A 23,706-nucleotide genomic window follows, 5' to 3' on the forward strand; every position below is an offset into this window, starting at 1 on the left:
CCGGCGTTGTCAGTGGTGGCCGGTACTTTACGTGGGTCTTATCCCGCACCGGGCGTATCGCGCTCGGCATGCGCGCCGACGTTCGGCGTGCGCATCCACGTTCCAGGGGGACCCTCCGCATGACCACTCCGCCGCCTCAGGGCCAGAACCCGTACGCCCAGCAGCCCGTACCCATGGGCGAGCAGCACACTCAGCCGTACGGTCAGGTCCCGGGCCAGGGGGCGCCGTTCCAGGCGCCGACCACGCCGCCGCAGCGGAACAAGAAGCTGAAGCGTGTTCTCGGCGTCGTCGGGATGATCGTGGTCGCCATCATCGTCAAGGTGGGCATCGGCGCGGTGTTCAGCAGCGACACCGAAGCCGAGAGCACCTCGGTCGGCGCCTGCATGCACAACGACGGCACCAACACCAAGCCCGACCTCAGCGAGGTCGACTGCACGTCGGACAAGGCCCAGTACAAGGTCGTGGAGAAGTTCGACGACACGAGCGACGACTCGAAGTGCGAGGCCGTCAAGGAGGCCACCGTCTCCTACTACCAGATAGGCACCGGCCACAACGTCGTGCTGTGCCTGAAGGACGTCTGATCGGGCCTTGCCTGAGGGCATGAAAGAGGGGCGATGTTTCACGTGAAACATCGCCCCTCTTCGTGCTCTCACTCGGTGTGTTTCACGTGAAACACACCCGCCCTCACCCCTGCTCCGCCCACCACTCCTTCAACGCCCCCACCGCCGCGTCATGCTCCATCGGCCCGTTCTCCAGCCGCAGTTCCAGCAGGAACTTGTACGCCTTCCCGATCGCCGGTCCCGGACCGATCCCCAGGATCTCCTGGATCTGGTTCCCGTCGAGGTCGGGGCGGATCGCGTCCAGCTCCTCCTGCTTGCCGAGTTCGGTGATCCGCTCCTCCAGCCCGTCGTACGCGCGCGAGAGGCTCACGGCCTTGCGGCGGTTGCGGGTCGTGCAGTCGGAGCGGGTCAGCTTGTGGAGGCGGCCGAGGAGTGGACCGGCGTCGCGGACATAGCGGCGGACCGCGGAGTCCGTCCACTCGCCGGCGCCGTAGCCGTGGAAGCGCAGGTGGAGTTCGACGAGCCGGGAGACGTCCTTCACCAGCTCGTTGGAGTACTTCAGGGCCGTCATGCGCTTCGTGGTCATCTTCGCGCCGACCACCTCGTGGTGGTGGAAGGAGACCCGGCCGTCGCTCTCGAAGCGCCGGGTGCGCGGCTTGCCGATGTCGTGGAGGAGGGCCGCGAGACGCAGGACCAGGTCGGGGCCGGGGCCGTCCTCCTCCAGGGCCATCGCCTGTTCCAGGACGATCAGCGTGTGCTCGTACACGTCCTTGTGCCGGTGGTGCTCGTCGCTCTCCAGACGCAGCGCGGGCAGCTCGGGCAGGACGTGGTCGGCGAGGCCGGTGTCGACGAGGAGCGTGAGGCCCTTGCGGGGGTGCGCGGAGAGGATCAGCTTGTTCAGCTCGTCCCGGACGCGTTCGGCGGAGACGATCTTGATCCGCTCGGCCATGTCCGTCATCGCGGCGACGACCTCGGGGGCGACCTCGAAGTCGAGCTGGGCGGCGAACCGCGCGGCCCGCATCATCCGCAGCGGGTCGTCCGAGAAGGAGGCTTCCGGGGTGCCGGGGGTCCGCAGGACGCGCGCGGCGAGGTCGTCCAGGCCGCCGTGCGGGTCGATGAACGTCCGCTCGGGGAGGGCGAGGGCCATCGCGTTGACGGTGAAGTCCCGGCGGACGAGGTCCTCCTCGATGGAGTCGCCGTAGGACACCTCGGGTTTGCGGGAGGTCCGGTCGTACGCCTCGGAGCGGTAGGTGGTGACCTCGATCTGCCAGCCGTCCTTCTGCGCCCCCACCGTCCCGAAGGCGATCCCGACCTCCCACACCGCGTCCGCCCAGGGCCGGATGATCTTGAGGACGTCCTCGGGGCGGGCGTCGGTCGTGAAGTCGAGGTCGTTGCCGAGCCGGCCCAGCAGCGCGTCCCGGACCGGGCCGCCGACCAGGGCGAGAGAGAACCCGGCCTCCTGGAAACGGCGGGCGAGATCGTCGGCGACGGGCGCGACGGCGAGGTTGTCTGTGTTGGCGTTCGGCACAACAGAAAAGGGTACGTGGCCCCGGGAGCGCCGGGCTCCCGGATTTACGGCCCGCGGGCGGCGGTCGACGCGGTGAAGGCCCCCCGCCCGATACCTGCACAGGATCTCCGCCCGGACCCGCGAGGCATCCGCACCCCGGCCGCCGGAACCGCTCCCCTATATAAGGGCCTCTTTACAAAGACACATTGAGGACTCCTCGCCCGCACTTTCCGATCTTGTGGACCGGACCGCGGCACTTACCCTCAGCGCGCCTCGTTACCATGCGTGGACGCACATTCCGACGACCACTGACGACGACGAGGGACGGGCGAACGCGTGGCCGAGGCGGCAGACATCCCGGGGTCGACCCCCTCACCTGCCCGCCGCTGGCTGCGGCGCACCGGGGCACTGCTCGCGGGAGCGCCTCTGCTGGCCGGGCTGCTGCTGCCCGCTGCCACGGCGGCGCAGGCGGCGCCCGAGGCCCCCAGGGAGGCGTCGGACGCGGGCACGGTCTCCGTGGCCGTCGACGCGCTCACCCCGGAGGTGCCCACCGACGGCGACACGTTGACCGTGTCCGGCACGGTGACGAACAACGGCAAGCAGGCGGTCACCGACGCGCACGTGGACCTGCGTGTGGGGTCCGTGCTGACGACCCGCTCGGCGATCGCGGACGTCGCCAAGCGCTCCGCCTCGGTGTCCGGCGCGACCGGCAGCCCGCTGGGCGGCGCGTACACCGCCAAGTTCACGACGCTCACGCCGGGCGTGGCCCAGCCGTTCACGATCACCGTCCCCGTCGACAAGCTGGACCTCGGCGGCGACGGGGTCTACCCGCTGGGCGTCACGCTCTCCGGCGAGACGGCCGCGCAGTCCTGGGACCAGGTGCTGGGCGCGCGGCGGACGTTCCTGCCGTGGCAGTCGGACGCGCCGGAGGCGACCACGCGGACGACGGTCCTGTGGCCGCTGGTGTCGACCGTGCACGTGACGGCGGAGACAGGCTCGAACCAGCAGCAGACGCCGGTCTTCCTCAACGACGACCTCGCGGCGGAGATCGCTCCGGGCGGCCGCCTGGAGCAGCTCGTGGCGCTGGGCAAGTCCCTGGACGTCACCTGGGTGATCGACCCGGACCTGCTGGCGTCCGTCGACGCGATGAGCGGCGGCTACCGCGTCCAGGCCGGCGACGACACCACCGTCCCGGGCACCCACTCGGCCGTGGCGAAGCAGTTCCTCGCCGAGCTCCAGGGCGCCGTGACCGGCAAGGAGGTCGTCGCGCTGCCGTTCGCCGACCCCGACCTGGCCTCCCTCGCCCACAACGGCACGAACGTCACGGGCACGCTGAGCCAGCTCAAGGCCGCCACCGACGTCGCCGCGACGACCGTGGACACCGTCCTGCACGTCACGCCGTCCACCGACTTCGCGTGGCCGGTGGACGGGGCCGTCGACCCGTCGATCGTGAAGGTCGCGACCTCGGCGGGCGCCGACAAGGTGATCGCCCGCAGCGACAGCCTGGAGGACGACCTGTCGTACACGCCGTCCGCGGCCCGTCCGATCGGTGGCGGCACCACGGCGGTCGTCGCGGACTACCGGCTGTCGACGGCGTTCCAGGGCGATCTGACGAGCGCGTCGTCGGCCACGCTCGCCGTCCAGAACTTCCTGGCGCAAAGCCTCGCCGTGAACCTCCAGAACGACAAGCAGCGCAGCGTCGTCGTGGCGCCGCAGCGGATGCCGACCGCCGCTCAGGCGCAGGCGCTCGCGAAGGCCGTGACGGCGTTGCGGGGCGGCTCCTGGTCCCAGGCGCAGGCCCTGGCGGCGACCGCGGCGGTCAAGCCCGACCCGGGCGCCACCACGACGGTGCCCGGCAGGTCCTCGTACCCGTCGGCGCTGCGCAAGCAGGAGATGGCGAAGAGCGCGTTCCAGGACATCGCGAACACGCAGGACAAGCTCGACAACTTCAAGGTGATCCTGACCGACGAGTCGCGGGTCGTGACCCCCTTCGGGCGGGCCATAAACCGTGAGATGTCGACGTCGTGGCGCGGGCGCGGCACGGCGGCGAGCAGCTACCGGCAGGGTGTGGCGGCGCATCTGACGACGCTCACCGACCAGGTCCGGCTGATCGACAAGTCGGAGATGAAGCTGTCCGGGCGCAGCGCCATGATCCCGGTGACCGTGCAGAACAGCCTGGTGCAGGGCGTCGACCACCTGGTCCTGCGGATCACGTCGACGAACCCGACGCGGCTGGAGATCGCCGGCCACGACTGGGACGAGCAGTCCGTCACGGTCTCCGGCGGGCACAGCACGAGCGTGAAGTTCGCCACGTCCGCCAACACCAACGGCAAGACGACGGTGATCGCGCAGCTCTACACCCAGGACGGCCAGCCGTACGGCAAGGAAGTCGTCTTCGACGTGCGGGTCACCGAGATCACGGCCACGGTCATGCTGGTCATCGGCGGCGGCTTCCTGCTGCTGGTGCTGGCCGGCTTCCGGATGTACACCCACCGCAAGCGCGCCGCCGCCCGCGCGGCGCACGAGGACGCCGGTGAGCCCGCCGAGGAGTCCGCCGCCGGGCCGGGGGCAGACGACCCGCAGCAGCCGAGTGACGAGACACCGGACACCGCAGCGGAAAGCACGGACCCGTCCGGCACGGGTGAGAGAGTGGACCGTTGAGGATGTCGTGGCCGGTCGGCCCGGGACGATGAGGTGGGGTAACCATGAACGCGCCGTACGACGGTGACCGCGGCCAGGGTGTGGGCGGCTCGGGCCACCCCGAGGGCCCGCCGCCGCCCGAGCGCGGTCACGAGCACGGCCAGGTGCCGCAGCAGCCCGCCGACACCTACCTCCAGGACGCCTTCGCCCAGGACCCCTACCGCGCGCAGGACCTCACCGCCCAGGACCCGGTCACCGAGGCCCTGTACGACCGCGCCGCGCACCCCCCGCCACCCCCCGGCACCTACCCCTCGCAGCCCCTGTACGGCCAGCCGCAGCAGTCGGCGTACGCCCCCGACCCGCAGGTCTGGGCCCAGCCCCCGGCACCCGAGCCGGAGGGCCCGACGCAGTACCTGCCGTACGGCGACGACGCGCGCACCACGCAGTTCGTGGGCGTCGACGACCTGGTCACGCACTCCGGCGAGGAGCAGCCGCAGCCGGACGCGTTCGCCCACCTCTTCCGCGACCAGGGACAGGGCGGCACCCCCCAGGCCCCCCGGACCCCGCGCCCGCAGACCGACCGCCCGCACATCGAGACCCCGCAGGTCCCGGCCCCGCAGTACCAGGCGCCGGTGCCCGTCGACGACCGCACGATGAACCTCACGGCCGCGGTCCCCGACCCCCCGGAACCGGTCCCCGCCACCCCCACCGCCCCCTCCGCTCAGGCGAAGAAGAGCGGCAAGGCCGCCGGGCTGCTGAAGTCCAGCGCGGTGATGGCGGCCGGCACGATGGTCTCGCGCCTCACCGGCTTCGTCCGCTCGGCGATGATCGTCTCGGCGCTCGGCGTCGGCCTCCTCGGCGACACCTTCCAGGTCGCCTACCAGCTCCCGACGATGATCTACATCCTGACCGTCGGCGGCGGCCTCAACTCGGTCTTCGTGCCGCAGCTCGTGCGCGCGATGAAGGAGGACGACGACGGCGGCGAGGCGTTCGCCAACCGGCTGCTGACCCTCGTCATGGTCGCGCTCGGCATCCTCACCGCGGCCTCGATCTTCGGCGCCCCGCTGCTGATCCGCCTGCTGTCGGACTCCGTCGCGAACGACCCGGCCGCCAACAACGTCGGTGTCACCTTCGTCCAGTACTTCCTGCCGTCGATCTTCTTCATGGGCGTGCACGTCGTGATGGGCCAGATCCTCAACGCGCGCGGCAAGTTCGGCGCGATGATGTGGACACCGGTCCTCAACAACATCGTCATCATCGTGACGCTGGGCATGTTCATCTGGGTCTACGGCACCGCCGCCGACTCCGGCATGAAGGTCACCAACATCCCGCCGGAGGGCCAGCGCCTGCTGGGCGTCGGCATCCTGCTCGGCCTCGTCGTCCAGGCCCTCGCGATGATCCCGTACCTGCGCGAGACCGGCTTCCGGATGCGGCTGCGCTTCGACTGGCGCGGCCACGGCCTCGGCAAGGCCGTCACCCTCGCGAAGTGGACGTTCCTGTTCGTCCTCGCCAACCAGGCCGGCGCGCTCGTCGTCTCCCAGCTCTCCACCAAGGCCGGCAAGGCTTCCCCGATCGACGGCACCGGCTTCGCCGCCTACGCCAACGCCCAGCTGATCTGGGGCCTGCCGCAGGCCATCATCACCGTCTCGCTGATGGCCGCGCTGCTGCCGCGCCTCGCGCGCTCGGCCGCCGAGCACGACGCGGGCGCGGTCCGCGACGACATCTCGCAGGGCCTGCGCACCACGGCCGTCGCCATCGTCCCGATCGCCTTCGGCTTCCTCGCCCTCGGCATCCCGATGTGCACCCTGATCTTCGGCTCCTCGGGCACCGGCTCGGCCACGAACATGGGCTACATGCTGATGGCCTTCGGCCTCGGCCTGATCCCCTACTCCGTGCAGTACGTCGTCCTGCGCGCGTTCTACGCGTACGAAGACACCCGCACCCCCTTCTACAACACGGTCATCGTCGCCGCCGTCAACGCGGGCGCCTCGGTGCTGTGCTACCTGCTGCTGCCGTCCCGCTGGGCGGTGATCGGGATGTCCGCCGCGTACGGTCTGGCGTACGCGATCGGTGTCGGGGTCGCCTGGGCGCGGCTGCGCAAGCGGCTCGGCGGCGACCTCGACGGCGCGCGCGTGCTGCGGACGTACGCGCGGCTGTGCATCGCCTCGGTGCCGGCCGCGCTGCTCAGCGGCGCCGCCTGCTACGGCATCGCCCACACCCTCGGGCAGGGCGTCGGCGGCTCGTTCGCCGCGCTGCTGGCCGGCGGGGCGGTCCTGCTCGGAGTCTTCTTCGTGGCCGCGCGCCGGATGCGGATCGAGGAACTCAACTCGCTCGTCGGTATGGTGCGCGGACGACTCGGTCGCTGACCTAGGGGCGAGCGCACAACCATCGTCCGCCGCCGTGTGTCGTGCATAGCGGCGGACTGTGGGCACAATTGGTTCGGCGTCGAACGGCGTGCACGATCGCCGGCGGCGCGCGATGACATGGGGAGGCAGGGAACGACGGTGGCGGAACGGAGCACGGCTGCCGTCGACGTGGCAGCGAACGGCGGCGGCGAGCCGCCGACCGCCAAGGCGGACGAGTCCACGGCCGACGGCGTGGCCCAGAACCGGGAGCGGGACACGGACAGCGACGAGGTACAGGGGAGTGACGGGACGGAGCGTCCCGGGAAGACCTCGGCACCGGAGCTGCACAGCGGCCACAAACTTGCCAGACGGTACCGTCTCGAAGAGTGCGTCACCCGTCTGGACGGGTTCAGCAGTTGGCGCGCGGTCGACGAGAAACTCCGCCGCGCGGTGGGCGTCCACGTCCTGCCGGCCGACCATCCACGGGCTCGTTCCGTGCTGGCCGCGGCCCGCTCGGCGGCCCTCCTCGGCGACCCGCGGTTCGTGCAGGTGCTGGACGCCGTCGAGGAGAACGACCTCGTGTACGTCGTCCACGAGTGGCTGCCCGACGCGGTCGAGCTGACCGCGTTGCTGGCCGCCGGGCCTCTGGAGCCGCACGACGCGTACCAGATGGTCAGTCAGCTCGCCGCCGCCATGGCCGCCGCCCACCGCGAGGGCCTCGCGCATCTGCGGCTCAACCCCAACGCCGTCCTGCGCACCTCCACCGGGCAGTGGCGCGTCCGCGGCCTCGCGGTGAACGCCGCGCTGCGCGGCATCACCTCCGACACCCCGCAGCGCACCGACACCGAGGCGATCGGCGCCCTGCTGTACGCGGCGCTCACCCAGCGCTGGCCGTACGAGAACGACGCGCACGGCCTCGCCGGGCTGCCCAAGGACATCGGCCTGATCGCCCCCGACCAGGTCCGCGCGCACGTCCACCGGGGCCTGTCCGAGCTGGCGATGCGCGCCCTCGTCAACGACGGCGCGACCGCCTCCCGGCACGAGTCCGCGTGCACGACGCCGGAGGAACTCGTCAAGGCGATCGGCGAGATGCCCCGCATCCGCCCCCCGGAGCCGGTCTTCACCGCGCCCCCGGACTACCAGCGCACCACCTACCAGCAGGGCACGTACGGCCGTCCGGCCCCCCACCCCGGCGTCACCCAGCCGGTCCCGACCCCGCCGCCCCCGCTGCAGAGCCGTACCGGCAAGGCCCTGAAGTGGGCGGTCTCCGCCCTCCTCATCGCCGCCCTCGGCCTCGGCAGCTGGCAGCTCGCGGAGACCCTCCTCGCCAAGGCGGACTCCGACACCAACCAGACCCAGACGGACGGCGGCGGCGACAAGCCCAGCGCCACGCCGAAGCCGGTCAAGACCCTCACGATCGAGGACGCCGCCGAGTACTACCCGGACGGCAAGCCGCAGCACCCGGACGACGTGGGTCTGACCTACGACACGAAGGGCTCCACCTACTGGCGGACGTACACGTTCACCGGCGGCCCCACCCTCGCTCCGTTCAAGGAGGGCGTCGGCATCGTCTACGACCTCGGCTCCGAACAGTCCGTGTCGGGCGCCTCGATAGAGCTCCTCTACGGCGGGGACCACACGACCGGTGCCCTGTACGCCACCGACTCGCTCTCCTCCTCCGCTCCTCTCAGCTCGATGACGAAGATCGCCGAGAAGGAGACCTCCAGCAGCCAACTCACGTTCTCCGCCAAGACCGCGGTGAAGACGCGGTACGTTCTCGTATGGCTGACGGCGCTGCCGTACTCGGGCAAGGACGAGTACAACGGCGCCGGGTACAAGCAGGCCATAACGAACGTGAAGTTCACGGGCTGACATCTCACCGGAGGGGGAGGAGGCCGATGGCGGAAGGCGCCGGGTTCGACGGTGTGAGCGATTCCGATCTGCTCGCCCGCCATGTGACAGGCGACCCCGACGCCTTCGGTGAGATCGTGCGGCGGCACCGTGACCGGCTGTGGGCCGTCGCGCTGCGGACGCTGGGGGACCGGGAGGAGGCCGCCGACGCCGTGCAGGACGCGCTGGTGTCGGCGTACCGGGCCGCGCACACCTTCCGGGGGCAGTCCGCCGTCACGACCTGGCTGCACCGCATCACCGTGAACGCCTGCCTCGACCGGGCCCGCAAGGCCGCCTCGCGCAAGACCTCGCCGGTCGACGACACCGAGCGGCTCGAACAGCTCCTGGAGCCCCACGAGTCGGCCTCGGAACCGGTCGAGCGGGGTGACGTCCACCGCCAGCTCATCGAGGCCCTCGGCACGCTCCCGCCGGACCAGCGCGCGGCTCTCGTCCTCGTCGACATGCAGGGCTACCCCGTCGCCGAGGCGGCCAAGGTGCTCGACGTCCCCACCGGCACCGTGAAGAGCCGCTGCGCCAGGGGCCGCGCCAGACTCCTCCCGTTGCTCACCCATCTCCGGCCGGAAAACAGCGGCGACGAGAAGGGGCCGGGCACCAGACGGAACCGGGGACCGGGGACATCCGTCCCACCGTCAGCGGATCCCTGCGAGAAGGGTCCGGACGGAGCCGGCACCGGCGATTCAGCTACCGCGAAGGGCGGAGGTGGGCGAGCGTGACATCGACGACGGACACGGCCGGGCACCCGGACGTCGCTGAGCTCTCCGACCTCACCGAGGGTCTCCTCCCCCCGTCCCGGAGCGCCGAGCTGCACCGGCACCTGGACACCTGCGAGCCCTGCACCGACACCCACGCGTCCCTGGAGGAGCTCCGCGACCTCCTCGGCACCTTCCCGGAGCCGGTGAGTATGCCGGACGACGTCGTGCTGCGGATCGACGCGGCGCTGGCGGCGGAGGCGGGGGCCTCTGAGACCGCGGTACCTGATGTGACAGTCGAAACCGGGGAGCCGGACGCTGAGGTGACCGCCGAAGTTGCCGGTGTTTCACGTGAAACATCGGCACCCGACCGCGCCCCCAGCCGCCCCTCCGGCCGCGCCCGCACCGCCACCACCGGCCCTGGCCGTAAAAGCAAGGACCGTCCCCGAAGCCGTCGCCGCACAGCGGCCGTCCTCGGGGTCTTCACCGCCGCCGCCCTGGGCCTCGGCTCGGTCCTGTTCTCTTCTCTCGTCGGGGGCGACGGGGACAGCGGCGGCCCCACAGCCGCGGACACCTTCGCCAAGGGCACCTTCCAGGAATCCGTGAACACCGCCCTCAAGAGCAGCCGCTCCTCCCGCGCCCCCAGGGGCGAGGTCGGCATCCAAGGGAACGTCGAGAGCCCCCAGGTGCTCAGCACCCCGAACGTCCCCCCCTGCGTCCTGAAGGGCACGGACCGTACGGACCCTGCGCTCGCCTCGAAGGAAGGCGTCTACGAGGGCAAGGACGTCCTCCTCGTCGTGTTCCGCAACGCCTCCGACAGCAGCCACGTCGACGCCTACCTCGTCGACCGGGCCTGTGAGCAGCACCCTTCCACCCAGGCCGACGTGCTCCTCAAGGGTTCCTACGCCCACCCGTAGCTCACGGCGTCCCGTCCGCCGCGACCGAGCCTCCGTGTGCCCGGACACACCGGGAATGCACGCCCCTTAATATCCGTTGGGTGGGGTGAGAGCGCAGGGATGCTCCCACCGGTCGAACGACGCAGACCAGAGACGAGGAACCAAGCCGTGAGCGACGTCCGTAACGTGATCATCATCGGCTCCGGGCCCGCCGGTTACACGGCAGCCCTCTACACCGCGCGCGCGTCGCTGAAGCCGCTGGTGTTCGAAGGCGCCGTCACCGCGGGCGGCGCCCTGATGAACACCACCGAGGTGGAGAACTTCCCGGGCTTCCGTGACGGCATCATGGGCCCCGACCTGATGGACAACATGCGCGCCCAGGCGGAGCGCTTCGGTGCCGAGCTGATCCCGGACGACATCGTGTCCGTCGACCTCACCGGTGAGATCAAGACCGTCACGGACACCGCGGGCACGGTCCACAAGGCGAAGGCCGTCATCGTCACGACCGGCTCCCAGCACCGCAAGCTCGGCCTGCCGAACGAGGACGTGCTCTCCGGGCGCGGTGTCTCCTGGTGTGCCACCTGTGACGGGTTCTTCTTCAAGGACCAGGACATCGCCGTGATCGGCGGCGGCGACACCGCGATGGAGGAGGCGACCTTCCTCTCGCGCTTCGCCCGGTCCGTGACGATCGTCCACCGCCGGGACTCCCTGCGCGCCTCCAAGGCGATGCAGGAGCGCGCCTTCACCGACCCGAAGATCAAGTTCGTCTGGGACAGCGAGGTCGCCGAGATCCAGGGTGAGCAGAAGCTCGCCGGGCTGAAGCTGCGCAACCTCAAGACCGGTGAGCTGTCCGACCTCCCGGTCACCGGCCTGTTCATCGCGATCGGCCACGACCCGCGCACCGAGCTCTTCAAGGGCCAGCTCGACCTGGACGGCGAGGGCTACCTGAAGGTCGAGGCTCCCTCGACCCGGACCAACCTGACCGGTGTCTTCGCGGCGGGTGACGTCGTCGACCACACCTACCGCCAGGCGATCACCGCCGCCGGTACCGGCTGCTCCTCCGCGCTCGACGCCGAGCGTTTCCTCGCGGCCCTCGCGGACGAGGAGCAGACCGCCGAGAAGACCGCTGTCTGACCCCCTGCACCAAAGTCTCCCCCTCGCAGAAGATTTAAGGAGCCCCCGTGGCCGGCACCCTCAAGCACGTGACCGACGCCGATTTCGAAGAGGTCGTCCTCAAGAGCGACAAGCCCGTCCTGGTGGACTTCTGGGCCGAGTGGTGCGGCCCGTGCCGCCAGATCGCGCCCTCCCTTGAGGCGATTGCCGCCGAGTACGGCGAGAAGATCGAGATCGTCAAGCTGAACATCGACGAGAACCAGGAGACGGCGCTCAAGTACGGCGTCATGTCGATCCCGACCCTGAACGTCTACCAGGGTGGCGAGGTCGCCAAGACGATCGTCGGCGCCAAGCCGAAGGCCGCGATCGTGCGCGACCTGGAGGAGTTCATCGCCGAATAAGGCTCAGCGCCGAGCAAGCTTCAGCGCCGAGCGAGGCGATGTTTCACGTGAAACATCGAAGGGCCGACCCACACCAGGGTCGGCCCTTTCGCATGCCGCATCACAGCGGCCTCAGCACCGGCTCCTTCTGTACCGCCCCCAGCAGCCGGTCCAGCGCCAGCTCCACATCTTCCTTCCAGGAGAGCGTCGTCCGCAGCTCCAGCCTCAGCCGGGGGTGCGCGTGATGCGGCCGGACCGTCTTGAAGCCCACCGCCAGCAGATGGTCGGCCGGCAGCACACAGCTCGGCCCGCTCCAGCGTGCGTCCCCGAACGCCTCGATCGCCCTGAACCCCCGCCGCAGCAGATCCTTGGCGACCGTCTGGACCATCACCCGCCCGAGCCCCTGCCCCTGATACCCCGGCAGGATGAACCCGGTCATCAACTGCACCGCGTCCGAGGAGACCGGACTCGTCGGGAACGCCGTGGAGCGGGGCACATAGGCGGGCGGCGCGTACAGCACGAACCCGACGGGCGCCTCGTCGACGTAGACGACCCGGCCGCAGGACCCCCAGTCGAGCAGGACTGCGGAGATCCACGCCTCCTTCTCCAGCGCCGGGGTCCCCGCTTTCAGCGCTGCTTCGCCGCTGACGGGGTCGAGCTCCCAGAAGACACACGAGCGACAGCGCTGGGGAAGATCCTGGAGGTTGTCCAGCGTGAGCGGTACGAGCCGACGCCCCATGAAGCCTGTTCCTCGCTTCTCTCGCCCGCGGCGTTGCGGGCGGCTGCCAGAGCACTGCGTTCTCTGAGCAGACTGCCGACGAACCCGCCGACCGTGCCCAGCCCGAGGCCCGCGCTCACCAGTCCGGTCCGGCTCATCGTTCGCATGGCCTCCGCCTCCCCCTCAGAGGTGCTGCCCGGTGGATGCGCCATACCCGTCCGCATCGTATCCAGGAAGAGAAGGCCCCGATACGGCGGAAAAGCAAAGAGCGGGCCGTGTTCCGGTGGATACCGGACACGGCCCGCTCAGGCTCCGGCAGGGCGTCGGACTCCCCTGGCAGCCGCTCCCGGCACGGCGAGCGCGACCGGAGGCCCGACCCCTCGCCTACGCCTCCGCTTCCTCGCTGCCGCCCTCCAGGAGCCCCTTCTGCAGGGCCGGGCCCTCACCAGGGGCGAGGGAGTCGAGGATGCGCTCCAGGTCCTCCATCGAGGCGAACTCGACGGTGATCTTCCCCTTCTTCTGCCCGAGGTCGACCTTCACCCGTGTCTCGAAGCGGTCCGACAGCCGGGTCGCGAGGTCCGACAGCGCCGGGGAGACCCGGCCACCGGCCCGCGGCCCCTTGACCCGCTGCGGGGTCTGGGGACGGGACCCCATGAGGGTGACGATCTCCTCGACCGCCCGCACCGAGAGCCCCTCGGCGACGATGCGGTGGGCCAGCCGGTCCTGCTCCTCCGAGTCATCGACGGAGAGCAGAGCGCGGGCGTGCCCGGCGGAGAGCACCCCGGCCGCGACCCGGCGCTGCACGGCGGGCGAGAGCTTCAGCAGCCGCAGGGTGTTGGAGACCTGAGGACGGGACCGGCCGATGCGGTCCGCCAACTGGTCGTGCGTGCAGTTGAAGTCCTTCAGCAGCTGGTCGTAGGCCGCGGCCTCTTCCAGCGGGTTGAGCTGGGCCCGGTGGAGGTTCTCCAGAAGGGCGTCCAGGAGGAGCTTCTCGTCGTCCGTGGCGCGGACGATCGCTGGGATCGCCTCAAGTCCCGCCTCGCGGCAGGCCCGCCAGCGCCGCTCGCCCATGATGAGCTCGTAGCGCGCGGGGCCCGTCTGCCGGACCACGACCGGCTGGAGGAGACCGACCTCCTGGATGGAGGTGATCAGCTCGTGCAGTGCGTCCTCGTCGAAGACGTCACGGGGCTGGCGGGGGTTGGGCGTGATGTCGTCGAGGGGGATCTCGGCGAAGTGGGCGCCGATGGGGGGCGCCGGCAGCTCCGGTTCGATCGGCTCCTCTGTTTCACGTGAAACAGGCGCCGGGAGCGTGGCCACCTTCGCCGCGGCCACCCCCCGGTCGGTCGTCAGCAGCGGGACCGCCGAGGGAGATGCGGAACCTCCCAGCGCGGCCTGAGCCGGCGACTTCTCCGTCGGGGCAGCGGGGATCAGTGCGCCTAGCCCACGACCCAGCCCCCTCCGTCGTTCACTCACTGGATCCCCTCCACCATGTTCGGGTTGTTCTGGGCGCCGATATGGGCGTGGGGGGCCTCGTAGGTGAGGCCGACGCCCTTCAGCGCGAGTTCTCGTGCCGCCTCAAGATAGGAGAGGGCGCCGCTCGATCCCGGATCGTAGGTCAGCACCGTCTGCCCGTAGCTCGGCGCCTCGGAGATACGGACCGAGCGGGGAATGCTCGTCCGCAGCACCTCCTCGCCGAAGTGGGTGCGCACCTCTTCCGCGACCTGCGACGCGAGGCGCGTCCGGCCGTCGTACATGGTGAGCAGGATGGTCGACACATGCAGGGTGGGGTTGAGGTGCCCCCGTACCAGGTCGACGTTGCGCAGGAGTTGGCCCAGGCCCTCCAGGGCGTAGTACTCGCACTGGATCGGGATCAGGACCTCCTCGCCGGCCACCATCGCGTTGACCGTCAGCAGGCCGAGCGAGGGCGGGCAGTCGATGAGGACGTAGTCCAAGGGCTGCTCGTACGCCTGGATCGCTCGCTGGAGCCGGCTCTCGCGGGCCACCAGGGAGACGAGTTCGATCTCCGCGCCGGCGAGGTCGATCGTGGCCGGGGCGCAGAAGAGGCCCTCGACGTCCGGGACGGGCTGGACGACCTCGGACAGCGGGCGGCTGTCGACCAACACGTCGTAGATGGACGGTACTTCGGCGTGGTGGTCGATTCCCAGAGCTGTCGAGGCATTGCCCTGGGGGTCGAGGTCGACCACCAGGACTCGGCCGCCGTGCAGGGCGAGGGACGCGGCCAGGTTGACGGTCGTGGTCGTCTTGCCCACGCCGCCCTTCTGGTTGGCGACCACGATGATGCGGGTCTGCTCGGGCCGTGGCAGGCCCTCACCGGCACGACCCAGCGCCTCCACCGCTAGTTGGGCAGCACGACCGATCGGGGTGTCGTCCATCGGGGGCGGTGTTTCACGTGAAACATCGTCCCCCAACGGCTCGGTACGGGGACCGGGGACCGGATCGGTCATCGGTCCCGCGATGTTGGCGTCGGACCGCAAGGATTCACTCTCCTCGACATCAGGCTCGCGATAAACAGAGCCTCCCATGTCTCCATGGTCGTGAACCAGTGAGGTCTGGTCTTCTGTGGAGAAATCCACCTCTGTGGACAACTCCGTTCCCTCATCGAGTGAACCGAGAGGCTTACGGTCGCGGGGTTCGGCCGCGGCGCGGCCACGGCTGATGATGCCGTGCAGCAGGGAGCGACGTTTCACGTGAAACACGATGCCCAGCGCCGCCCGTCGAACGGCCGCGACACTCCGTCAGATATCCACTCAAACGCCGGAATCTGACCGGCGCGGTGGTCCTATCGTCGGCGCCGGGCCCGCCCCGTCCGCGCCGCCTTGGCGCGCTTCGCCGCGAACCGGACCCCGCCGGGGCTCTCGCCGACCTCGACCCGGACGACCGTGGAGAGCGGGTCGACGATGCCCTCGCCGACGTGGAGGATCGACGTCCCGACCGCGCCGAGCTTGGTCAGCGCGGTCGCCGCGCTCTTCAGCTCCTCCTCGGCGGCGTCGCCCTTGAGCGCGAGCATCTCGCCGTAGGGACGCAGCAGGGGGATGCCCCAGGTGGCAAGGCGGTCGAGGGGGGCCACCGCGCGGGCGGTCACCACGTGGACGGGCTGGAGCTTGCCCATGACCTCCTCGGCGCGTCCCCGGACGACGGTGACATGGTCGAGGCCGAGCAGTTCGACGACCTCGTTCAGGAAGTTGGTGCGCCGCAGCAGCGGCTCCAGCAGGGTGATCTTGAGGTCGTCCCGGACCAGCGCGAGCGGGATCCCGGGCAGCCCGGCGCCCGAGCCGACGTCGCACACGGTCACCTCCTCGGGCACGGCCTCGGAGAGCACCGCGCAGTTGAGGAGGTGCCGCTCCCAGAGCCGGGGCACCTCGCGGGGGCCGATGAGACCGCGCTGCACGCCCGTCTCGGCCAGCAGTTCGGCGTACCGGACCGCGTCCGCGAAGCGATCGCCGAATACCTCACGAGCCTCCTCGGGCGCAGGGGGGAGTTCCGCTGCCTCCGTCACGGGGACCGTCCTTCCGTACCGCACCGGCGCACCGAGCGCCGGCACCGAACCACCTGACTGACAAAAGACCGGCCCCGTCTGTACGACAAGACAGACGGGGCCGGGAAAAACACGCTGCCTGAACCGGCGTTCTACCGCATTCAGCCGGGCAGCACGACGACGAAGCGCTGGGGCTCCTCGCCCTCGGACTCGCTGCTCAGGCCGGCCGCCTTGACCGCGTCGTGCACGACCTTGCGCTCGAAGGGGGTCATGGGCTTGAGGCGGACCGGCTCGCCGGAGTTCTTCGCGTCGGCGGCGGCCTTGGCGCCCAGCTCGGAGAGCTCGGTGCGCTTCTGGGCGCGGTAGCCCGCGATGTCCAGCATCAGACGGCTGCGGTCACCGGTCTCGCGGTGCACGGCGAGGCGCGTCAGCTCCTGGAGTGCCTCCAGCACCTCGCCGTCGCGGCCGACCAGCTTCTGGAGATCGCGGCCGCTGGAGTCGCTGATGATCGACACAGAGGCACGGTCGGCTTCGACGTCCATGTCGATGTCGCCGTCGAGGTCGGCGATGTCGAGGAGACCCTCAAGGTAGTCCGCCGCGATCTCGCCCTCCTGCTCCAGGCGGGTCAGGGTGTCTGCACCCTCGGCGGCGGCGGAGGTGGTGCCTTCCGTCACGGGATGGGCTCCTTCTTACTTCTTGGAGGGGGACTTGGGGCGCTGCTGGCCACCCTTGCGCTGCCCGGACTGGGCCTTGCTGCGGCCACCTCCGGCGCCCGGCTTGGGACCGGCGGGCTTGGCGGCGGGCGGGGTGTCCTGCGGCTCGTCGGACTTGGTGAGCGAGGTCGTCGGAGCGGGTTCGTCGGCCGCCTTGGCGGGGCCGCCGGACTGGCGCTGGGACTTCGACTGACGCTTGGGCTGCTGGCGCTTGGGGGCGCCGGCGGGCGTCGTCGTGCCGTCCTCGTGCTCGATGACCTGGACCTCGCTCTTGGCCACGCTGCCGTCGGCCTGCGCGGCGAGACCGAGCTTGGTCAGACCGTTGATGAACTTGCGCTCCGCCTCGTTGCGGTCACGGCCCTTGGCGACGATCGCCTTGACGATGACCTTCTCGCCCCGTCGGCGGATCTTGCCGTGGTGCTCGACGTGCTTCGAGAGCCGCTCCAGGTACGCCGCCTGCGCCTTCGAACCCGGGGTCGGGTTGTTGCGGATGACGAACATCTGCTGGCCCATGGTCCACACGTTGGTGGTCAGCCAGTAGACGAGGACACCGACGGGGAAGTTGATGCCGAAGACGGCGAACATGACCGGGAAGATGTACATGAGCATCTTCTGCTGCTGCATGTACGGCGTCTTGACCGTGGTGTCGACGTTCTTCGTCATCAGCTGGCGCTGCGTGAAGAACTGCGACGCCGACATCAGGACGATCATGATCGCGGTGACGACGCGTACGTCGGTCAGCGAGGCGCCGAGCGATTCGACCTTCGCGGCGCTGTCCGTGAACTTCACGGCCAGCGGGGCGCCGAAGATGTGCGCCTGACGCGCGCTCGCCAGCAGGTCGTCGTTGATGACGCCGATGGTCTTGCCCGAGGCGATACCGCTGAGGACGTGGTAGAGGGCGAAGAAGAAGGGCGACTGGGCGAGGATCGGAAGGCACGAGGACAGCGGGTTGGTACCCGTGTCCTTGTACAGCTTCATCATTTCCTCGGACTGGCGCTGCCGGTCGTTCTTGTAGCGCTCCTGGATCTTCTTCATCTCGGGCTGGAGCGTCTGCATGGCGCGCGTGGCCTTGATCTGCTTCACGAAGAGCGGGATCAGGCAGATCCGGATGAGGATCACCAGAGACACGATCGACAGGCCCCAGGCCCACCCGGTGTCGGGGCCGAAGATGGCCCCGTACACCTTGTGGAACTGGACGATGACCCAGGACACAGGTGTCGTGATGAAGCTGAACAGGCTGGCAATCGTGTCCACTAATCATGCTCCTTGGGCATGGGACGGGGGCTCTGCGGCCGGGCCCGAAGGACTGGTGCCTTCGGTGGCCGGTTCGGCGGCGGAGGTCCCGCCCGTGCGCGCACGCCAGGCGTCGCGCAGCATCTCGTGCCATCGCGGTCGTTTCCGCGGCGGCACGTGGTCCACACCGCCCAGGGACCACGGGTTGCATCGCAGGATGCGCCAGGCGGTGAGCGCTGTTCCCTTGACCGCGCCGTGCCGGTCGATGGCTGTGTATCCGTAGTGGGAGCACGACGGGTAGTACTTGCACACCGGCCCGAGCAGCGGACTGATCGTCCACTGGTACAGCTTGATCAGGGCCAGCAGCGGGTACTTCATCGCGTGCCCCCTCCCAACAGCCGTCGAAGGGCGGCATCGAGGTCCTGGGCCAGTTGTGCGTGGCCGGCGTCGCCCGATCCGGGCAGCGCTCGTACTACTACCAGGCTACCGGGGGGCAGCGAGGCGATCCGCTCGCGCATCAGGTGGCGCAGCCGGCGTTTCACCGTGTTGCGCACGACGGCCTTTCCCACGGCCTTGCTCACGACGAAACCCGCACGCGTCGGGGGAGCGTTCTCCCCAGGCGCGTGCGGGTCCGTTGCATCGCTGCGAAGGTGGACGACGAGCGTCGGGCGTCCGGCCCGGCGGCCTCGCCGTACCGCGGTCGCGAAGTCCTCGCGCCGCCTCAGCCGGTTCTCGGTGGGCAGCACGACGGCATGACCTGACCGGGATCAGGCGGACAGACGGGCGCGACCCTTGCTGCGGCGGGTCGCCAGGATCGCGCGACCGGCACGGGTACGCATCCGCAGGCGGAAGCCGTGGGTCTTGGCACGACGGCGGTTGTTCGGCTGGAAGGTGCGCTTGCTCACTCGGGGGCTCCAGAAATCAAATCGGGGGCGGCGGGTGCCGTCCTGGCTGTCACCGTGCGCCCACGAGTAGCTCTCGCTTACGCCCGAGTGCACCGCTTCCCGATCACCTGACGCGATCTGTGCCCATCGGAGGCAGGCGGCAGCAGCCATCGACAACTCGACCTGGTTACGGTACGCGGGGCGCCGCCATCCGGTCAAACCAGGGGTCGCCGGGAGACACTGTCCCCAGGCTGTGGACAACAACTTGAACCGCACCCCACGCGCTGACTACCGTGACTGGACTCCGATTCGTTCCCATGTCCCCCGCCCCACCCGATTTACATCCCGCACCGTCCCGAGATCACACGATCGTGGGACCTTCGAGAGAGCGTGCCCTGTGGCTGACGTACCTGCCGATCTTGCCGCAGTGTGGCCGCGAGTACTGGAGCAGCTCCTCGGCGAAGGTCGCGGACAGGGGATGGAGGTCAAGGACGAACGGTGGCTGCGGCGCACCCAGCCCCTCGCGCTGGTCGCGGACACCGCCCTGCTCGCCGTACCGAACGAGTTCGCGAAGAACGTCCTCGAAGGGCGGCTCGCGCCGATCGTCAGCGAGAGCCTGAGCCGCGAGTGCGGGCGGCCGATCCGGATCGCGATCACCGTCGACGAGTCCGCGGGCGAGCCCCCGCCCGCGCCCCCCGCAGCCCCGCAGCCCCGCTACGACGAGCCCGAGCTCCCGCCGCCGTCGTACGAGAAGCCGACCTACGACGCCCCGGCCCGCTCCGACTACGAGCCGCAGTACGACGATCCCTACGAGGGCGGCTACGGCCGGCACCGCTCCGAGCCCCCCGGCGAGCGGGCCGAGCGGCCCCTGCCCGCGGTCCGGCCCGCCTACCCCGCCGAGTACCAGCGGCCCGAGCCCGGCGCCTGGCCCCGCGCGGAACGCCCCGACCGGCCCGAGCGCGCGGAGCGGCCCGACGAGTACGGCGGCTGGCAGCAGCAGCGGCTCGGCTTCCCCGAGCGCGATCCGTACGCGGGCACGCCGCCGGAGTCGTACGGATCACAGGAGCCGTACAGCCAGAAGGAGCCGTACGGGCAGGACGCGTACCCCGCCGGGCCCGAGCGGCGGGCCGCGCCCGAGGCGTACCGGCCACCGGCGGCCGAGCGGCCCCCCTACGAGGCGCCCTCCCGGCCCGACTACGACCAGCGCGACCCCGTACGGCGTGAGCTGCCCGAGCCCGCGCACCGGCCCGGCGGGGCTCCCGCGCCCGCCTCCGGAGGGGCCCCGGCCGCCAAGGGGCCCGGTGAGCCGACCGCCCGGCTCAATCCCAAGTACCTCTTCGACACGTTCGTGATCGGCGCGTCCAACCGGTTCGCGCACGCCGCGGCCGTCGCCGTCGCCGAGGCGCCCGCCAAGGCGTACAACCCGCTGTTCATCTACGGCGAGTCCGGGCTCGGGAAGACGCACCTCCTGCACGCCATCGGGCACTACGCGCGCAGCCTGTACCCCGGTACGCGCGTGCGGTACGTGTCCTCCGAGGAGTTCACCAACGAGTTCATCAACTCCATCCGGGACGGCAAGGGCGACAGCTTCCGCAAGCGGTACCGGGAGATGGACATCCTGCTCGTCGACGACATCCAGTTCCTCGCGGACAAGGAGTCGACGCAGGAGGAGTTCTTCCACACGTTCAACACGCTGCACAACGCGAACAAGCAGATCGTTCTCTCCAGCGACCGGCCTCCCAAGCAGCTCGTCACCCTTGAGGACCGGTTGCGGAACCGTTTCGAGTGGGGGCTGATCACGGACGTGCAGCCGCCCGAGCTGGAGACGCGGATCGCGATCCTGCGCAAGAAGGCCGTGCAGGAGCAGCTCAACGCGCCGCCGGAGGTCCTGGAGTTCATCGCCTCCCGGATCTCGCGCAACATCCGTGAGCTGGAGGGGGCGTTGATCCGGGTCACCGCGTTCGCGTCCCTCAACCGGCAGCCCGTCGACCTGGGCCTCACGGAGATCGTCCTCAAGGACCTCATCCCCGGGGGGGAGGACTCGGCGCCCGAGATCACCTCCACGGCGATCATGAGCGCCACGGCCGACTACTTCGGGCTGACCGTCGAGGACCTCTGCGGGACCTCGCGGGGGCGGGCCCTGGTGACCGCCCGGCAGATCGCCATGTACCTGTGCCGAGAGCTGACCGACCTCTCCCTGCCCAAGATCGGTGCGCTGTTCGGGGGCCGTGACCACACCACGGTCATGCACGCGGACCGCAAGATCCGCAACCTCATGGCTGAGCGGCGGTCGATCTACAACCAGGTGACGGAACTGACGAACCGCATCAAGAACGGCTGAGCCGCGTACGACCGCTGAGGGCGCCCCTGGACGACCGGGGGCGCCCTTCGCCGTCCACACCCTGTGAGTTTCCTCGCCCCCGCCGCCCTTACCCGTCCCATCCCCAGGGGCTGCCGCCCCTTCGACCCCGCCAGGGGTGGGTGGGGGAGGTGGGGGCTGCTTCGGGTGGGTGGGTGGTTGATCGGCCCCGAAAGGGCCTCGTCCTCAAACTCCCCCAAGCTCTTCGAGCAGGGAGGTGCCCCCAGACGGGCTGAAGAAGAGGGGCCTCGGCCGGTCCGTCGGGCAGGTTCTGCCCGGCGGCAGGCTGCCGGGGCGGCTCCCTCGGGGGCTTCCCCGGTGCTTCCCGGTGCTTCCTCGGCGGGCTCGGTGTTCGAATCCCGCGAGGGTTACGGCCTTCGTCCACAGATTCGGTGGGTTTTTGGCTTCCACAGGGTGGGGACCGTGGAGTTGTCCAGACTGTGTCCACAGGCTGGGGGTGTGCGAGATCATCTGGGCAGGTCAGGTGGCTGTGGATTAGTGGATAAAGGTTTTCCACAGGGTGTGGACAACTTGGCGGTCCACAGGGTGGGGATGAAGTTGTCCACCGGGTTTCCCCAGGTTGGGGGGCGTTTTCCCCAGGGAGGAGGGGGTTCTCCACAGCGTTGTCCACTGTTCGGCAACACGACGCGCCTCCTCACCGGGTCGAGTGAAGCGCGTCACACGAAGGTGCCGGGTTGGCCTGTGGGAAACGTGGGTAAACCTGGGGACGCAGCTGGGGACAACCGGGCCCGGTCTGTGGACGGGGTGTGCAGAACTTTTCGTTCTCCACAGATGAGGTGGGTTATCCACCGGAGCCATCCACAGGGTCGGTGGATAAAATTCGGGCCCTGAGCTGGGAAAACGGGGTTATCCACTGTATCCACAGGCCCTACTACTAAGACCAACTAGAGAGAGCCTGGGAATCGGTTCGAAGCGGGGCCTGTGCACAACTCGCTCCGCGGCCTCCGGCTGCCCGTTGTCACGACTTGACCCCGAGGGGCACCAGGTGTCAGTGGGGTGCGTCAGACTGGTCCCCGGATGTCCTTCCCCTCGCCGAGGGCCGTGACACCCAGACAGACGACGAAGGCGAAGCAGGCCGAGAAGCGCCGGCAACAGCAGGAGGCGGCAAGAGTGAAGATCCGGGTGGAACGCGACGTACTCGCGGAGGCCGTGGCCTGGGCGGCGCGCAGCCTCCCGGCCCGCCCGCCGGCGCCTGTCCTCGCCGGCCTCCTGCTGAAGGCCGAGGAAGGCCAGCTGAGCCTGTCGAGCTTCGACTACGAGGTCTCCGCGCGGGTCGGCGTCGAGGCCGAGGTCGACGAGGAGGGCACGGTCCTGGTGTCGGGGCGGCTGCTCGCGGACATCTGCCGGGCGCTGCCGAACAGGCCGGTGGAGATTTCCACAGACGGTGTACGGGCGACGGTGGTCTGCGGCTCCTCGCGGTTCACGCTCCACACACTGCCTGTGGAGGAGTACCCGGCGCTCCCGCAGATGCCGAACGCGACGGGCACCGTGCCGGGCGAGGTCTTCGCCTCCGCCGCCGCCCAGGTCGCCATCGCCGCCGGGCGTGACGACACGCTCCCGGTGCTGACCGGCGTCCGGATCGAGATCGAGGGCGACACGGTCACGCTGGCGTCCACGGACCGCTACCGCTTCGCCGTCCGCGAGTTCCTGTGGAAGCCGGAGAACCCCGAGGCGTCGGCGGTCGCGCTGGTGCCCGCGAAGACCCTGCTGGACACGGCCAAGGCGCTCACCAGCGGCGACAGCGTCATCCTGGCGCTCTCCGGCTCGGGCTCCGGCGAGGGCCTGATCGGCTTCGAGGGCGCGGGCCGCCGGACGACGACGCGTCTGCTGGAGGGCGACCTCCCGAAGTACCGCACGCTCTTCCCGACCGAGTTCAACTCCGTCGCCGTGATCGAGACGGCCCCCTTCGTGGAGGCGGTCAAGCGTGTCGCGCTGGTCGCCGAGCGGAACACCCCGGTGCGGCTGAGTTTCGAACAGGGTGTGCTCATCCTGGAGGCCGGTTCCAGCGACGACGCACAGGCTGTGGAGCGCGTCGACGCGAACCTGGAGGGCGACGACATCTCCATCGCCTTCAACCCGACGTTCCTGCTGGACGGCCTGAGCGCGATCGACTCCCCGGTGGCGCAGCTGTCGTTCACGACGTCGACGAAGCCCGCGCTGCTGAGCGGCAAGCCCGCGCTCGACGCCGAGGCGGACGAGGCGTACAAGTACCTGATCATGCCGGTGCGGCTGAGCGGCTGA

General features: G+C 70.0%; 20 protein-coding genes. 10 read left to right on the top strand and 10 right to left on the bottom strand.

All coding sequences use genetic code 11. From position 1 onward, the window contains the following. The first annotated feature begins 119 nt into the window (after positions 1–119). Positions 120–581 (top strand): LppU/SCO3897 family protein, encoded by a 462-nt coding sequence (locus ACLZOT_RS19080; RefSeq protein ID WP_416970160.1) that lies wholly within the window; start codon positions 120–122, stop codon positions 579–581. A 103-nt stretch (positions 582–684) separates the two neighbouring features. Here ACLZOT_RS19080 and ACLZOT_RS19085 read toward each other — a convergent pair whose 3' ends face one another. Further along, positions 685–2,088 carry a CCA tRNA nucleotidyltransferase gene (locus ACLZOT_RS19085; protein WP_416970161.1) on the bottom strand — a complete coding sequence of 468 codons (1,404 nt, stop codon included), beginning with the start codon at positions 2,086–2,088 and terminating at the stop codon, positions 685–687. Positions 2,089–2,403: 315 nt separating this feature from the next. Between ACLZOT_RS19085 and ACLZOT_RS19090 the strand changes: the two genes are divergently transcribed. The 7 genes from ACLZOT_RS19090 (at position 2,404) to trxA (ending at position 12,062) form a co-directional block, all read left to right on the top strand. After that, a complete protein-coding gene (locus tag ACLZOT_RS19090; RefSeq protein WP_416970162.1) occupies positions 2,404–4,728 on the top strand; it encodes a DUF6049 family protein in 2,325 nt (774 codons plus the stop codon). Between the two features lie 44 nt (positions 4,729–4,772). Then, positions 4,773–7,073 (top strand): murein biosynthesis integral membrane protein MurJ, encoded by a 2,301-nt coding sequence (gene murJ, locus ACLZOT_RS19095; RefSeq protein WP_416970163.1) that lies wholly within the window; start codon positions 4,773–4,775, stop codon positions 7,071–7,073. Between the two features lie 138 nt (positions 7,074–7,211). Continuing rightward, positions 7,212–8,924, top strand: coding sequence for a protein kinase family protein (locus ACLZOT_RS19100; protein ID WP_416970164.1), 1,713 nt, complete (start codon positions 7,212–7,214; stop codon positions 8,922–8,924). Positions 8,925–8,950: 26 nt separating this feature from the next. Then, entirely contained in the window at positions 8,951–9,676 is a 726-nt protein-coding gene (sigM, locus tag ACLZOT_RS19105; protein ID WP_416970165.1) for an RNA polymerase sigma factor SigM, read from the top strand. Further along, positions 9,673–10,569 (top strand): anti-sigma factor family protein, encoded by an 897-nt coding sequence (locus tag ACLZOT_RS19110; protein ID WP_416970166.1) that lies wholly within the window; start codon positions 9,673–9,675, stop codon positions 10,567–10,569. Before sigM ends, ACLZOT_RS19110 begins: the two co-directional genes overlap by 4 nt. 147 nt (positions 10,570–10,716) lie before the next feature. Continuing rightward, positions 10,717–11,682 carry a thioredoxin-disulfide reductase gene (trxB, locus tag ACLZOT_RS19115; RefSeq protein ID WP_416970167.1) on the top strand — a complete coding sequence of 322 codons (966 nt, stop codon included), beginning with the start codon at positions 10,717–10,719 and terminating at the stop codon, positions 11,680–11,682. Between the two features lie 47 nt (positions 11,683–11,729). Further along, positions 11,730–12,062 carry a thioredoxin gene (trxA, locus tag ACLZOT_RS19120; RefSeq protein ID WP_416970168.1) on the top strand — a complete coding sequence of 111 codons (333 nt, stop codon included), beginning with the start codon at positions 11,730–11,732 and terminating at the stop codon, positions 12,060–12,062. A gap of 100 nt (positions 12,063–12,162) precedes the next feature. Here the strand turns inward: trxA and ACLZOT_RS19125 are convergent, their stop codons facing one another. The 9 genes from ACLZOT_RS19125 to rpmH form a co-directional block, all read right to left on the bottom strand. Continuing rightward, positions 12,163–12,780 (bottom strand): GNAT family N-acetyltransferase, encoded by a 618-nt coding sequence (locus tag ACLZOT_RS19125; RefSeq protein ID WP_416970169.1) that lies wholly within the window; start codon positions 12,778–12,780, stop codon positions 12,163–12,165. A gap of 363 nt (positions 12,781–13,143) precedes the next feature. Further along, on the bottom strand, positions 13,144–14,232 hold the full coding sequence (locus ACLZOT_RS19130) for a ParB/RepB/Spo0J family partition protein (RefSeq protein ID WP_416970170.1): 1,089 nt from the start codon (positions 14,230–14,232) through the stop codon (positions 13,144–13,146). Further along, positions 14,229–15,302, bottom strand: coding sequence for an AAA family ATPase (locus ACLZOT_RS19135; RefSeq protein WP_416970171.1), 1,074 nt, complete (start codon positions 15,300–15,302; stop codon positions 14,229–14,231). The genes ACLZOT_RS19130 and ACLZOT_RS19135 overlap by 4 nt, the downstream gene beginning before the upstream one ends. Positions 15,303–15,559: 257 nt before the next feature. Then, positions 15,560–16,276: a 16S rRNA (guanine(527)-N(7))-methyltransferase RsmG gene (rsmG, locus tag ACLZOT_RS19140; RefSeq protein WP_416970172.1), complete on the bottom strand. Its 717-nt coding sequence runs from the start codon at positions 16,274–16,276 to the stop codon at positions 15,560–15,562. A gap of 140 nt (positions 16,277–16,416) precedes the next feature. Next, a complete protein-coding gene (locus ACLZOT_RS19145) occupies positions 16,417–16,929 on the bottom strand; it encodes a protein jag (RefSeq protein WP_416970173.1) in 513 nt (170 codons plus the stop codon). 15 nt (positions 16,930–16,944) lie between these two features. Next, a complete protein-coding gene (yidC, locus tag ACLZOT_RS19150) occupies positions 16,945–18,222 on the bottom strand; it encodes a membrane protein insertase YidC (protein ID WP_416970174.1) in 1,278 nt (425 codons plus the stop codon). Between the two features lie 3 nt (positions 18,223–18,225). Then, positions 18,226–18,579, bottom strand: a complete 354-nt coding sequence (gene yidD / locus ACLZOT_RS19155) for a membrane protein insertion efficiency factor YidD (RefSeq protein ID WP_355880154.1) — start codon at positions 18,577–18,579, stop codon at positions 18,226–18,228. Continuing rightward, positions 18,576–18,947: a ribonuclease P protein component gene (gene rnpA / locus ACLZOT_RS19160; RefSeq protein WP_416970175.1), complete on the bottom strand. Its 372-nt coding sequence runs from the start codon at positions 18,945–18,947 to the stop codon at positions 18,576–18,578. Before rnpA ends, yidD begins: the two co-directional genes overlap by 4 nt. Before the next feature lie 21 nt (positions 18,948–18,968). After that, positions 18,969–19,106, bottom strand: coding sequence for a 50S ribosomal protein L34 (gene rpmH, locus ACLZOT_RS19165; protein WP_003975051.1), 138 nt, complete (start codon positions 19,104–19,106; stop codon positions 18,969–18,971). Positions 19,107–19,482: 376 nt separating this feature from the next. Between rpmH and dnaA the strand changes: the two genes are divergently transcribed. Together dnaA and dnaN are read left to right on the top strand one after the other, a co-directional pair. Further along, entirely contained in the window at positions 19,483–21,426 is a 1,944-nt protein-coding gene (dnaA, locus tag ACLZOT_RS19170) for a chromosomal replication initiator protein DnaA (protein ID WP_416970176.1), read from the top strand. A gap of 1,149 nt (positions 21,427–22,575) precedes the next feature. Further along, entirely contained in the window at positions 22,576–23,706 is a 1,131-nt protein-coding gene (dnaN, locus tag ACLZOT_RS19175; protein ID WP_416970401.1) for a DNA polymerase III subunit beta, read from the top strand.

It is taken from the genome of Streptomyces sp. 4F14, assembly GCF_048159485.1.
Classification (GTDB): Bacteria; Actinomycetota; Actinomycetes; order Streptomycetales; family Streptomycetaceae; genus Streptomyces.